Raw genomic sequence first — 12,865 nt, forward strand, 5'->3', positions numbered from 1 at the left:
GGCGCGGGCTCGTATGCGTCCGCCGGCATACGGTCCACCCCAGATGTCGGGAAGACGATCTGAGTCTTGTCTTCCCCATCTGTTCTCGCTAACATTTGAGGTGCGCGGGTCGTGGGTGACCCGGATCCCTCCCGTAGCAACCGGAGCGTCCGGTGAGCGTTGTGGTCGTTCGACGTCGGTGTCGGATGAAGAAATGGAGTTGACAATGAAGTTTTCCAAGGGTTTTGCTGCGCGTATCGCCGTGGCGACCGTGGGCGGCCTGGTGCTGATCGGAACGGCCGGTGCGGCCTCCGCGGCTGAGCAGGTCGGCGGTGAGGACGTCGACGTCAACGTCGACATCGCCGACACCGGAGCGGAGAGCCTGAGCCTGACCATCGCCGGCACGAAGGCGACGCTCGCAGAGACCGCGTCCGGCGTCGCCGACGTGCGTCAGTTCGACGGCACCCTCCCGACGGTCACCGTCACGGACACCCGCGACGTCGCCGACATCCCGGCGAACACGTGGTGGTACGTGACCGGCCAGGCGTCCGACTTCGTCGGCCCCGACGGCGCCATCATCACCGCCGACCACTTCGGCTGGACCCCGCAAGCGGTCGACGACGGCGACACCGGTCTGATCGCCGTGGGCGACGAGGTCGGCACGTCCCTGGACTCCGGCCCGAACGCCGTCGGCCTCGTCGGCCAGGAGCTGCTCTACGCCTCCCTCGAGTCGGCGACCGTCCGCGAGAGCGGAGAGACGTCGTGGACGGCTGACGCCGCGCTGGTGCTGAAGACCGATGCCGGTGTCACCCCGGGTGCGTACACCTCCAAGCTGACCCTGTCGCTCTTCGAGGACGTGTTCTGAGCCGACCAGCCGTAAACTCGGTTACTCGCGGGCCGGGTCCTGACAGGGACTCGGCCCGCGGTTTCGCGGGAGTGACGAGGTCGCCGCGGTCGATGACGATCTGGAGAGTGACGAAGCGGTATGTCTGAGAACCGCCCCTTTCTCATGCGGGCGACGATGGTGCTGCTGGCCGTCGTCGCGACGGTGTTCCTCGGCGTGCCCGCCGCGCATGCCGCCTCCGACACCGACATCACCTGGGCGGTGACGCCGGCGGATGAGTCGGGTCCGGACAAGCGCGGCATCATCCAGCAGGAGCTGGACCCGGGAGCCTCCCGCCAGGACTTCCTGGCGGTGCGCAACCTGAGCCGTTCGGAGGTGACCTTCGCGCTGACCGCGGCGGACGGCTTCTACACGCCGACGGGGCGCTTCAACATGCTGCCCTCCGACCAGGAGTCCGTGGACGCCGGTCTCTGGATCGATATCGCGGACACCGTCACGGTCGCCCCGAACGCGATCGTCGTCGTGCCCTTCACCACGACGGTGCCCGACGACGCCATTCCCGGCGACCACGCGGCGGGTATCGCGGCGTCGGTCTTGTCGACCGGTACCGACGCCTCCGGGGCCGAGGTGGGCGTGGAGAGCCGCGTCGGCTTCCGCGTCATGACCCGCGTCACCGGCGACATCGTGCCGTCGTTCGCTGTCACGGGGATCGACGCGTCATACGACATGTCGTGGAACCCGTTCCGCCCCGGCGCCGCCCACACGACGTTCACGGTCGAGAACACCGGCAACGCCAGCCTGCTCGTCACCGGAACGGCGGCGATCGGCACCGGTTCGGCGGCCTTCCCCGAAGACGGCGCCCCCCGGCAGGAGCTCCTGCCCGGCGAGTCCCGCTCGTTCACGGTGACCACGCCGGATGTGTGGCCGACGATCTTCGTTCCGGGTTCCATCGACGTCGTCCCGACGGCCACGGATCTCGGCGGCGATGCTGTCGAGGTGGCGCCCCGGTCGACCGATGCGTCGCTGTGGGCCTTCCCCGTCTCGCAGGCGCTCGTGCTCCTGGGCGTCCTGCTCATCGTCGCCGCGATGTTCTGGCGGCGCCGCCGGTTCGAGGCCGCCCTCGATCGCGCGCGTGCGGAGGGTCGAGCGGCTGCCGGCGCTCCGGCCGAGTCCGCCGGGTCGGCGGTCTCGTCCGAGAACGCCCCCGCGCGGGGAGCCGGTGCGGACCGCGCCGAGAGTCCGTGGACGTCGCCCACGGGGAGGCCGTGATGTCGGCCGGTCCGACGGGGTCGCTGCACGACGACGACTTCTTCATCACGGTCGAGATCGCGCCCCTCCCGAGTCCTCCGTCGGTCCTTCCGCCCCCCGCGTCCGACGGCTCGTCGTCGGTGTGGGCGGGTCTCGGCCAGGGCTGGCTCCCCGCGACCGGCGCGGAGCCGGCGTGGCTCGTCGGCGGCGGTGCCCTCCTCCTCGTCGTTCTCGGCGTCGTCCTGCTCCGCGCCCGGCGTCGCGCCTCGCCTTCGCCGTCCCCCTCTCCCGCGCCTGGGCCCGCGAGAGACGTTCCGCGGGATCTCTGAGCGACGTGTGGTGAGGCCCGTCCCAGCGAAATGTTCGCGTGCTATAGAGTGGCCAGATCGACTTGCCGGGGGGCGCTGTCCGAAGTCTGCCGCGTGTTCCGTTATTTTCGGTACACCCGTGATCGCCGGCGGAATCGGATGAACCTCAATGCCTCAGTCCTCTGACCGCGGGTGGCAGCGGCCCAGTATCTACGACGTCGCGCGACGCGCGGGTGTGTCGCACATGACGGTGTCGCGGGTGCTCAACAATCACCCGAACATCCGCGAGTCGACGCGGTCGCGCGTGCTGCAGGCCATCGAGGAGATGAACTACACGCCGAGCTCGATCGCCCGCGCCCTCGCGACCCGGCGTGCTCGCAGGATCGGTGTCGTCATCGATGGCCCCGTGCAGAACGGTCCCAACAACACCCTGCGTGCGCTCGAGAAGGCCGCGCGGGGGGTGGGCTACGCGGTGAGCGCGTTCTCCATCAGCGACGAGGACTCGTCGCAGATGGACTCCGGTGTGATGGAACTGGTGACCCAGGGCGTGGACGCCCTGTGCATCATCGCTCCCCGGGCGTCATCGTTGGATCTGCTGCGCCAGCAGAGCGTCGGACTCCCGACCATCGTGATCAAGGCCGAGGCCGACTCGGTGTGGCACACGGTCGGCGTCGATCAACGGCAGGGAGCCCGACTGGCCGTCCGGCACCTGATCGAGCTCGGTCACCGCCGGATCGCTCACCTCGCCGGTCCCATGGACTGGTTCGACGCCCGGGAGCGCACGGAGGGATGGCGCGAGAGCCTGGCCGAGGCGGGGCTGGAAGAGGGACCGTTCCTCATCGGCAACTGGAGTTCCGATTTCGGCTACGAGTTCGGCCGGTCCTCCGACCTGGGAGACACCACCGCGGTGTTCGCGGCGAACGACCAGATCGCCCTCGGCGTCATCCACGGGCTCCACGGTCGCGGCATCCGTGTTCCGGAAGACATCAGCGTGGTCGGGTTCGACGACCTGTCAGACGCGCGTCATTTCCTGCCGCCGCTCACGACCGTGCGGCAGGACTTCTGGGAGCTCGGCGAACTCGCCCTGCAGCAGATCATCGCCGCCATCGAAGGCGACGTCGAACCCACTCACGACATGATCCAACCGCGCCTCATCGTGCGCGAGTCGACGGCATCCGCGGCGTCTGCGTAGTGCCGCGCGCGACCGTCCCGACGGCTCGCGAGCACCGGCGTGATCGAGTTGTGATCTGATTCGCGAACATTCTCGTTCTCGCTCTTGCGCTCGGCTTTGTTAGCGCGCACACTGGACCTGACCAAGAGTGCCGCTCAAAGCTGCACAGCACTCCTCTCCAACCCGATGCTGGAGAGATCTCAAGGAGGAGAACACATGTCGATTTCGAAGCGCATGCGCGGCGTCGTCGGATTCATCGGAGCGGGCGTCGTCGCCCTGAGCCTGGCCGGCTGCGCCGGCGGCTCCAGCTCGGGTGGCGAAGGGGACGCCGCGGGGGGAGACGATGTCGTCACCGTCGGCTTCGTCGCCGTCGGCCCCGAGGGCGGCTGGCGCAACGCCAACGAGCAGGCGATCAAGGACGCCTTCACGGCCGACGCCGGCTTCGACCTGAAGTACGCCCCCGCCGCCAGCCCGAGCGACCAGAAGTCGCAGCTCGACGCCTTCGCGACCTTCGTCAACGACGAGGTCGACGTCATCCTGCTCACCGCCACCGAGGCGTCGGGCTGGGAGTCGTCGCTCGAGCTCGCCAAGGAGGCGGAGATTCCCGTCGTGCTCCTCGACCGCGGTGTCGACGCGTCCGACGACCTCTACGTCACGCGCATCGCCCCCGACAACAAGCAGGTCGCGGAGTCGGTGGGCTCGTGGGCCGTGTCGACGTTCCCGAGCGGCGCGAAGTACTTCGTCCTCGAGGGCGTCCCGGGCCTGTCCGTCGTCAACGAGCGCAACGAGGGCTTCGACGCCGAGGTCAGCAGCGCTTCGGGCTTCACCAAGGTGGGCGCTCAGACCGCCAACTGGAAGACCGACGAGGGCAAGTCCGTCATCGAGACCGTCCTGAAGGCCAACAACAACGACATCCAGTTCATCTTCGCCCAGAACGACGAGATGGGCATCGGCGCGGCGCAGGCCGTGTCCGCCGCGGGCCTGACCCCGGGCACCGACGTCAAGATCGCCACCATCGACGGCACCAAGGGCGCGCTCGAGGCCCTGGCCGCCGGCCAGCTGAGCTTCGTCGCTCAGTACAACCCGTTCTTCGGTGACACCGCCGTCGAGGCCGTGCAGAAGGCTCTCGCCGGCGAGACCGTCGACAAGACGATCATCGTCGACAGCGCGATCTTCGACTCGCCCGAGGCGGCCGAGACCGCGCTGTCCGAGGGCCTGGGCTTCTAAGCCCCGTCCCGCCCGCTCGAACAGTACGACCCACGGAGTGGGGGCGGCCCGCCGGGCTGCCCCCGCTCCCCATTCCCTACCCGCTCCGTACAGCGAGGAAGTTCGTCAGCGATGACAGAATCCCTACCGATCGTCGAAGTCCGCGGCGCATCGATCACGTTCCCCGGCGTCAAAGCCCTCGATGAGGTCCAGTTCCGACTGCTGCCGGGAGAGGTCCACACCCTCATGGGTGAGAACGGGGCGGGCAAGTCCACCCTCATCAAGGCGCTCACCGGCGTCTACCAGATCGACTCCGGCTCGATCCTCATCTTCGGCGAGGAGCGCCGGCTGACCGGCACCGCCTCGGCTCAGGCCGCCGGCATCTCGACGGTCTACCAAGAGGTCAACCTCTGCACGAACCTCACCATCGGCGAGAACGTCATGCTCGGTCACGAGATCCGCGGACCGCTGGGCATCAATTGGCGCGCCACCCACAGCCGCGCCCAAGAGGCGCTGACCCGCATGGGCCTCGGTCATCTCGACACCCGTGCTCCGCTGTCGTCGATCTCGATCGCTCTCCAACAGCTCGTCGCCATCAGCCGCGCGATGGTCACCGACTCGAAGGTGCTCATCCTCGACGAGCCCACCTCCAGCCTGGATGCCGCCGAGGTCGAGGTGCTCTTCACCGTCATGCGGCGTCTGCGCGACCAGGGCGTGGCCATCCTCTTCGTCTCGCACTTCCTCGATCAGGTGTACGCCATCAGCGACCGCATCACGGTCCTGCGCAACGGCGGCTTCGTCGGCGAGTACCTCACCCGCGACCTCGATCGCACCCAGCTCATCTCGAAGATGATCGGCAAAGACATCGAGGCCCTGCGCGCCCTCGGCTCCAACCGCCAGGTCGACGCGCGCGACCGCAGCGAGACCCCCGTCTACGCCGCCGAGGGAATCGGCCGCGCCGGGGCTCTCGCGCCCACCGACATCGAGATCCACAGGGGTGAAGTCGTCGGGTTCGCGGGTCTGCTCGGGTCGGGCCGCACCGAACTCGCCCGCCTGATCGCCGGGGCGGACCGCGCCGACTCGGGCACCGTGCGTCTCAAGGGCAAGAAGGTCAACGTCAGCTCGCCGGTCTCGGGGCTCGGCAACCACATCGCCTACTCGACCGAGAACCGTCGCGACGACGGCATCATCGGCGACCTCAGCATCCGCGAGAACATCATGCTGGCCCTGCAGGCCAAGCGCGGATGGCTCCGCCGCATCCCCGCGAAAGAGGTCGACCAGCTCGTCTCGACCTACATGGAGCGCTTCAGCGTCCGACCCAACGACCCCGATCGTCCCATCCGTCTCCTCTCCGGCGGCAACCAGCAGAAGGTCCTGCTGGGGCGCTGGCTCGCGACCGACCCCCAGCTCCTGCTGCTGGACGAACCGACGCGCGGGATCGACGTCGGCGCGAAGGCCGACATCCAGGAGACCGTCGCCGAGCTGGCCGAGGGCGGCATGAGCGTCGTGTTCATCTCGTCCGAGCTCGAAGAGGTCGTGCGCCTGTCCGAGCGCATCGTCATCATGAAGGACCACGAGAAGGTCGGCGAGATCGTCAACGGCCCCGACGTCACGGCGGAACGCGTCGTGTCGATCATCGCCGCCGAGAGTGAAGAAGAGGCAGAGGCTCAGACCGAGGCCCTCGCCGAAGGAGAGACCCGCTGATGCCCGTTCTCAAGTCGCTGCTTCGGACCCCGTGGTTCTGGGGCATCATCGGCATCGTCCTGCTGCTGTCGCTCAACGTCATCAAGGATCCGACCTACCTCGCCGTCGGCATCAACCCCACGACCGGGCAGCTCTCGGGCAACGTGCTCGACATCCTGCGCGTCTCGGCGCCGATCATCATGATCGCCCTCGGCATGACCTTCGTCATCGCCACCAAGGGCATCGATCTGTCGGTCGGCTCGATCATGGCCGTCGGCGGCGCTGCCGCCATGGAACTGCTGCGGGCGCTCAACGCCCCGAGTTCGTTCGGGGCCATGTTCACCGCGATCGCCCTCGCCCTGCTCCTCGGCGCGGTCCTGGGCCTCATCAACGGTCTGCTGGTCTCGATCGTGGGTCTGCAGCCGTTCATCAGCACGCTGGTCATGATGCTGGCGGCCCGCGGAATCGCCCGCGTGATCACGGGCGGCCAGAACACCAACTCGCAGAACCAGCCGTTCCAGCAGATCTCGAATGGTCAGGTGCTGGGACTGCCCATCAGCTTCGTCACGGCGATCGCCATCGTCGTGGTGGTGACCGTCATCATGCGGCGTACCGCTCTGGGTCTCATGATCGAGTCGATCGGCGTGAACCCGGATGCCAGCCGGCTGGCCGGCATCCGCCCGCGCCCCATCCTCATCACCGTGTACGTGCTCTCGGGCATCCTCGCCGCCGGCGGTGGTCTGTTCACGGTGTCGGAGGTCATGACCGTCGACGTCTCGGGCACCGGCTACCAGATGGAGCTCGATGCGATCCTGGCCGTCGTCATCGGCGGGACCTCCCTCGCGGGAGGCAAGTTCTCCATCCTCGGGTCGACCGTCGGGGCGTTGCTGATCGCGACCCTCAACAAGACCGTCCTCTTCCTCGGGGTCTCCGCCGCGGCGACCCCGGCCTTCAAGGCCATCGTCATCGTGCTGCTCGTCCTGCTGCAGTCCGAGCGGGTGAGGACCTTCGTCCTCCAGGCCGGACGCCGCCGTACCCGTAAGGAGGTCGTCGCATGAGCGCGACCGTCTCACCCCCGTCGCCCTCGCACGGCACCGAAGTCCCGGTGCGGGGACTGGCGATCTCCCGCATGTGGGGGCGCAGCCAGTCCGCCATCCCGACGCTGGCCGCCGTCGTGCTCCTCGTGGCGATGCTCGTGTACGCCGAGCTCGCCTACGGCCGCGTGTTCCACGCCGGCACCATGTCGAGCCTGCTCGTCAGCTTCGCGCCGACGATCATCCTCGCCGTCGGCATGACCATCGTCATCCTCTCGGGCGGTATCGACCTGTCGGTCGGCGCGGTTGTCGCCTTCACCTCGGTGTCGGGCGTCATGCTGATGAACAACGGCGTCAACGGCTGGCTCGCCGTGGTCCTGATGATCGCGTTCGGCGCCCTCTTCGGGCTCGTCTCGGGCGTGCTGATCCAGTACTTCAACGTGCAGCCGTTCATCGCGACCCTGGCCATGATGTTCCTCGCCCGGGGCCTGGCATCCATCCTGTCGACGGTGCCCGTCCAGGCGCCGGAGGGGGCGCCGATCCTGGTGCTCGCCACGGACCTCAAGCTCTACGACGGGCCCAAGACCAACGACCTCGTGCTCACGCCCGGTTTCTTCGTGGCCGTGGTGGTGGTCGTCGCCGCCTTCTGGCTCCTGCACCGCACCCGCACGGGTCGCACGGTCTACGGCATCGGCGGGGCCGAGAACTCTGCTCAGCTGATGGGCCTGCCCGTCGCCCGCACCCGGGTCGTCATCTACGTCCTGAGCGGAGCCCTCGCCGGCCTCGCGGCCGTCGTCTACACGGCCGAGGTGGGCGGCAAGGCGCAGAACGTCACGGGTATCGGATGGGAACTGGATGCCATCGCCGCCGTCGTCATCGGCGGAACGCTGCTCACCGGCGGGGCGGGCTACGTCCTGGGCTCCGTCGTCGGCTCGCTCGTGCTCGCGGCCCTGGCGATGATCATCACCAAGGACGGCGGAATCCGTCCGGAGTACCTCACCATCATCACCGGCGGTATCCTGCTCGCGTTCGTCCTGCTGCAGCGCGTGCTGACCGCGCGGCGCCGAAAATGAGCATCGTCGTCGACCCGCACCCCCGCAAGGAGAACATCGTGGCAGCGTCCCCTGCTGACATCACCCCCGACGTCCAGGCATCCATCGATCGTGTCCGCGAAGACGTCGCCCGGCTGCACGACGAGCTCGTGCGCTACAACCTCATCGTCTGGACCGGCGGCAACGTCTCGGGTCGGGTGCCCGGTGCCGATCTGTTCGTGATCAAGCCGTCGGGCGTCTCGTACGACGACCTCTCCCCGTCGAACATGATCCTGTGCGACCTGGACGGCAACGCCATTCCGGGCACGCCCGGTAGTGAGCGCAGCCCCTCCAGCGACACCGCGGCGCACGCCTACGTCTACCGCCACATGCCCGAGGTCGGCGGTGTCGTGCACACGCACTCCACCTACGGCGTCGCGTGGGCGGCCCGGGGCGAGGAGATCCCCTGCGTCATCACGGCCATGGCCGACGAGTTCGGCGGCCCCATCCCGGTCGGCCCGTTCGCGATCATCGGCGACGACTCGATCGGGCGCGGCATCGTCGAGACGCTGCGCGGTCATCGCTCGCGCGGCGTGATCATGCAGAACCACGGTCCGTTCACGATCGGCTCGAGCGCGAAGGATGCCGTGAAGGCGGCCGTCATGCTCGAAGACGTCGCCCGCACGGTGCACATCGCCCGTGAGGCAGGTCCGCTCATCCCGATCCCGCAGGACAAGATCGACGCCCTCTACAACCGTTACCAGAACGTCTACGGACAGAGCACGGACGATCGCCGATGAGCGCGGCAGTCACCACGGCCGCCGAGACGATCTCGTCCGGACGGGCGGCGCTCGGCATCGAGCTCGGCTCGACGCGCATCAAGGCCTGCCTCGTCGACGCCGATGACCCCACCCGCGTGCTGGCCACAGGCTCGCACGCATGGGAGAACCGCTACCGCGACGGCAACTGGACCTACGCACTCGAGGACGTCTGGACCGGCGTGCAGACCGCGTACGTGGCGCTCGCCGCCGACGTGAAGCGCCGCCACGGGGTCGAGATCGAAACGCTCGCGGCGGCCGGCGTCTCGGCGATGATGCACGGGTACCTGGCGTTCGACGCCGAGGGCGACCTGCTGGTGCCGTTCCGCACCTGGCGGAACACCTCGACCGAGCGCGCCGCGGGCGTGCTCTCGGAGCTGCTGGGCACCAACATCCCCCTGCGCTGGTCGATCGCCCACCTCTACCAGGCCGTGCTCGACGAGGAAGACCACATCCCCGACCTGCACTCGTTCACCACTCTCGCCGGATACGTCCACGAGAAGCTGACCGGCCGCCGTGTGCTCGGTATCGGCGACGCATCGGGCATGTTCCCGATCGACGTCGCGACGCGCGACTACGACGCGGCGATGATGGCGAAGTTCGACCGCCTCGTGACCGATCGCGCGCCCGGTCTCGAACTGCGCAGGCTCCTGCCCGACGTGCTCGTCGCCGGCGAGGCGGCGGGAGAACTGACCGCCGAGGGGGCGGCACTGCTCGACCCGTCCGGCGTCCTGCGCCCCGGTGTGCTGTTCTGCGCGCCCGAGGGAGATGCGGGCACCGGGATGGTCGCGACCAACTCGGTCGCCCCCCGCACCGGAAACGTCAGCGCGGGCACGAGCATCTTCGCGATGGTGGTGCTCGAGCGTCCGCTTCGTCGTGCCCACGACGAGCTCGACCTCGTCACGACCCCGGCGGGCGACCTCGTCGCCATGGTGCACTGCAACAACGGTGCGAGCGAGCTCGCCGCCTGGGTCGGGATGTTCGAGCGGTTCGCCGCGATCGCCGGCGGAACCCTCGACGCCGACGAGGTCTTCGAGGCGCTGTTCCTGGAGTCGCTGGACGGGGCGCCCGACGCCGGCGGCCTGCTCGCGTACAACCACCTCGCCGGCGAGCCGATCGCGGGCCTGCACGAGGGGCGTCCGCTCGTCGTGCGCACCCCCGACAGCCGTCTGACGCTGGCCAACTTCATGCGCGCTCAGCTGTACGGCGTGTTCGGCACCCTCGCGCTGGGGATGCGCGTGCTCTCCGAAGAGGGCGTCGAACTCGACCGCATGTACGCGCACGGCGGTGTGTTCCGCACAGCCGGCGTGGCGCAGCGCTTCCTCGCGGGGGCGCTGGACGCCCCGGTCGCCGTGGCCGCCACCGCGTCGGAGGGCGGTGCGTGGGGCATCGCCGTGCTCGCCGCGTTCGCTGCCGATACGGCCGGGCACCCCCTCGACACCTACCTCACCGACCGTGTGTTCGTTCAGACGACGTTCGAGTCGCTGGATCCGGACCCCGAGGACGTCCCCGGGTTCGCCGCCTACCTCACCCGATACCGCGCGGGTCTCGCCATCGAGCACGCCGCGATCGCGGCGACGCCCTGACCAGGGCCGTCGCCTCACCCACCCAAAAGGAACATGTGCATGTCTCGCTCCCCGCTCAAGAACGACCTCAACGGCTACGAGGTCTGGTTCGTCACCGGTAGCCAGAACCTCTACGGCGAAGAGACGCTGAAGCAGGTCGCCGAGCAGTCGCAGGCCGTCGTCGAGGGCTTGAACGGTCTGCCGGTGAAGGTCGTCTGGAAGCCCGTGCTGAAGGACTCCGACAGCATCCGCCGCATGGCGCTGGAGGTCAACGGCCGCGACGATGTCATCGGCGTGATCGCGTGGATGCACACGTTCAGCCCCGCGAAGATGTGGATCTCGGGTCTGGACGCGCTGCAGAAGCCGCTGCTGCACCTGCACACGCAGGCCAATGTCGAACTGCCGTGGAACGACATCGACTTCGACTTCATGAACCTCAACCAGGCCGCGCACGGCGACCGGGAGTTCGGGTACATCCAGACGCGCCTCGGCGTCTCGCGCAAGACCGTCGTCGGCCACGTCTCGAACCCGGCGGTGCGCCAGCAGATCGAGGACTGGGAGCGCGCTGCGGCCGGCTGGACCGCCGCCCGCACCCTCAAGCTCGCCCGCTTCGGCGACAACATGCGCTTCGTCGCCGTCACCGAGGGCGACAAGACCGAGGCCGAGCTGCGTTTCGGCGTGCAGGTCAACACCTGGGGCGTCAACGAGCTCGTCGAGGCCGTCCAGGCAGCATCGGATGCCGACATCGACGCGCTCGTGCAGGAGTACATCGACAGCTACGACGTGGTCGCCGAGCTGCTTCCCGGGGGAGCGCGTCACCAGCCGTTGCGCGACGGCGCCGCCATCGAACTGGGCCTGCGCTCGTTCCTCGAGGAGGGTGGTTTCGGTGCGTTCACCACGTCGTTCGAAGACCTCGGTGCGCTGAAGCAGCTGCCCGGTCTCGCGGTGCAGCGCCTCATGGCCGAGGGCTACGGCTTCGGCGCCGAGGGCGACTGGAAGACGGCGATCCTCGTGCGCGTCGCGAACGTGATGGGTGCGGGCCTGCCCGGCGGTGCCTCGCTGATGGAGGACTACACCTACGACCTGGTTCCCGGGCAGGAGCGCATCCTCGGTGCTCACATGCTCGAGGTCTCGCCGACGCTGTCCTCGCAGAAGCCGCGACTCGAGATCCACGCGCTCGGCATCGGCGGCAAGGACGACCCGGTGCGCCTGGTCTTCACCGCCGACCCGGGCCCCGCGATCGTCGTCGCCCTCAGCGACATGCGCGACCGCTTCCGCCTGACCGCCAACGTCGTCGAGAACGTCGAGGCGCCCGACCTGCCGAAGCTCCCGGTGGGTCGCGCGGTCTGGAAGCCCGCGCCCGACTTCGCGACCTCGGCCGCGTGCTGGCTCGCTGCCGGTGCCGCCCACCACACCGTCATGACGACGGCCGTGGGCATCGAGGTGTTCCGCGACTTCGCCGAGATCGCCAAGACCGAGCTCGTCGTCATCGACGACGACACCACGGTCCGCGGCTTCCAGAGCGAGCTGCGCTGGAACCAGGCGTACTACCGCCTGGCCCAGGGCCTGTAAGACCCGTCGCCCCGGGTGCCGCACTGCCCCGGGGCGATGCGGCACTCGCGCGTCCTGTTCGCTCGGGACGCGTGCCGCGCGCCGGTTCGACCGACGCACGGATCGTGCCCCGGAATCGTCGTAGCGGTGGGCTGCGGCGAGACCGGGGCACATCTGCGTGCGGGCGCGTCTCGCGCTCGCCCGGCGGTTCGGGGCGGTGCTCACGCTTCGCCGGCGGACACTCCTCGGCCCCGAACGGCGGAACCGGCCCCGCACTGAGGGACGAGCCCCGGGTGAAGCCCCGGGGGCCGTGGCGCCGTGAGACTGCTTCCCGCCGACACGTCGCTCGCAGGGTGCAGCCGTCTCATCGGGTGGATTCCGTCTCGCGGCGTCGCTGCACCACGTCGGGAGGGCGCCGGCGCGCCGC

General features: G+C 68.9%; 11 protein-coding genes. All 11 read left to right on the top strand.

Annotated elements, in window-relative coordinates; all coding sequences use genetic code 11:
- Positions 1-205 precede the first annotated feature (205 nt).
- The 11 genes from QE392_RS04690 to araA all read left to right on the top strand — a co-directional run bounded on the left by QE392_RS04690 (position 206) and on the right by araA (position 12,459).
- Entirely contained in the window at positions 206-844 is a 639-nt protein-coding gene (locus tag QE392_RS04690) for a hypothetical protein (RefSeq protein WP_307448641.1), read from the top strand.
- Positions 845-964: 120 nt separating this feature from the next.
- Positions 965-2,092, top strand: coding sequence for a hypothetical protein (locus QE392_RS04695; RefSeq protein ID WP_307448644.1), 1,128 nt, complete (start codon positions 965-967; stop codon positions 2,090-2,092).
- On the top strand, positions 2,092-2,400 hold the full coding sequence (locus QE392_RS04700) for an LPXTG cell wall anchor domain-containing protein (RefSeq protein ID WP_307448647.1): 309 nt from the start codon (positions 2,092-2,094) through the stop codon (positions 2,398-2,400). Before QE392_RS04695 ends, QE392_RS04700 begins: the two co-directional genes overlap by 1 nt.
- A gap of 148 nt (positions 2,401-2,548) precedes the next feature.
- The gene (locus tag QE392_RS04705) at positions 2,549-3,571 is read left to right on the top strand and encodes a LacI family DNA-binding transcriptional regulator (RefSeq protein WP_307448652.1); all 1,023 of its coding nucleotides are present in this window, start codon (positions 2,549-2,551) and stop codon (positions 3,569-3,571) included.
- 195 nt (positions 3,572-3,766) lie between these two features.
- Complete coding sequence (locus QE392_RS04710; protein WP_307448655.1) at positions 3,767-4,777, top strand: ABC transporter substrate-binding protein; 1,011 nt, start codon at positions 3,767-3,769, stop codon at positions 4,775-4,777.
- Between the two features lie 111 nt (positions 4,778-4,888).
- Positions 4,889-6,460, top strand: a complete 1,572-nt coding sequence (locus tag QE392_RS04715) for a sugar ABC transporter ATP-binding protein (protein WP_307448658.1) — start codon at positions 4,889-4,891, stop codon at positions 6,458-6,460.
- On the top strand, positions 6,460-7,497 hold the full coding sequence (locus QE392_RS04720) for an ABC transporter permease (protein ID WP_307448660.1): 1,038 nt from the start codon (positions 6,460-6,462) through the stop codon (positions 7,495-7,497). Before QE392_RS04715 ends, QE392_RS04720 begins: the two co-directional genes overlap by 1 nt.
- Positions 7,494-8,546, top strand: coding sequence for an ABC transporter permease (locus QE392_RS04725; RefSeq protein WP_307448663.1), 1,053 nt, complete (start codon positions 7,494-7,496; stop codon positions 8,544-8,546). Before QE392_RS04720 ends, QE392_RS04725 begins: the two co-directional genes overlap by 4 nt.
- Positions 8,543-9,304: an L-ribulose-5-phosphate 4-epimerase gene (locus tag QE392_RS04730; RefSeq protein WP_307448665.1), complete on the top strand. Its 762-nt coding sequence runs from the start codon at positions 8,543-8,545 to the stop codon at positions 9,302-9,304. Before QE392_RS04725 ends, QE392_RS04730 begins: the two co-directional genes overlap by 4 nt.
- A complete protein-coding gene (locus tag QE392_RS04735) occupies positions 9,301-10,908 on the top strand; it encodes a xylulokinase (protein ID WP_307448670.1) in 1,608 nt (535 codons plus the stop codon). The genes QE392_RS04730 and QE392_RS04735 overlap by 4 nt, the downstream gene beginning before the upstream one ends.
- A gap of 39 nt (positions 10,909-10,947) precedes the next feature.
- Entirely contained in the window at positions 10,948-12,459 is a 1,512-nt protein-coding gene (gene araA / locus QE392_RS04740) for an L-arabinose isomerase (protein ID WP_307448673.1), read from the top strand.
- The last annotated feature ends 406 nt before the right edge of the window (positions 12,460-12,865 follow it).

Source organism: Microbacterium proteolyticum, from assembly GCF_030818075.1.
Classification (GTDB): domain Bacteria; phylum Actinomycetota; class Actinomycetes; order Actinomycetales; family Microbacteriaceae; genus Microbacterium; species Microbacterium proteolyticum_A.

Coding starts and splice junctions, on each gene's coding strand:
- QE392_RS04710 (WP_307448655.1), top strand. CDS start 3,767: ATGTCGATTTCGAAGCGCATGCGCGGCGTCGTCGGATTCATCGGAGCG.
- QE392_RS04735 (WP_307448670.1), top strand. CDS start 9,301: ATGAGCGCGGCAGTCACCACGGCCGCCGAGACGATCTCGTCCGGACGG.
- QE392_RS04695 (WP_307448644.1), top strand. CDS start 965: ATGTCTGAGAACCGCCCCTTTCTCATGCGGGCGACGATGGTGCTGCTG.
- QE392_RS04700 (WP_307448647.1), top strand. CDS start 2,092: ATGTCGGCCGGTCCGACGGGGTCGCTGCACGACGACGACTTCTTCATC.
- QE392_RS04725 (WP_307448663.1), top strand. CDS start 7,494: ATGAGCGCGACCGTCTCACCCCCGTCGCCCTCGCACGGCACCGAAGTC.
- QE392_RS04705 (WP_307448652.1), top strand. CDS start 2,549: ATGCCTCAGTCCTCTGACCGCGGGTGGCAGCGGCCCAGTATCTACGAC.
- QE392_RS04720 (WP_307448660.1), top strand. CDS start 6,460: ATGCCCGTTCTCAAGTCGCTGCTTCGGACCCCGTGGTTCTGGGGCATC.
- araA (WP_307448673.1), top strand. CDS start 10,948: ATGTCTCGCTCCCCGCTCAAGAACGACCTCAACGGCTACGAGGTCTGG.
- QE392_RS04730 (WP_307448665.1), top strand. CDS start 8,543: ATGAGCATCGTCGTCGACCCGCACCCCCGCAAGGAGAACATCGTGGCA.
- QE392_RS04690 (WP_307448641.1), top strand. CDS start 206: ATGAAGTTTTCCAAGGGTTTTGCTGCGCGTATCGCCGTGGCGACCGTG.
- QE392_RS04715 (WP_307448658.1), top strand. CDS start 4,889: ATGACAGAATCCCTACCGATCGTCGAAGTCCGCGGCGCATCGATCACG.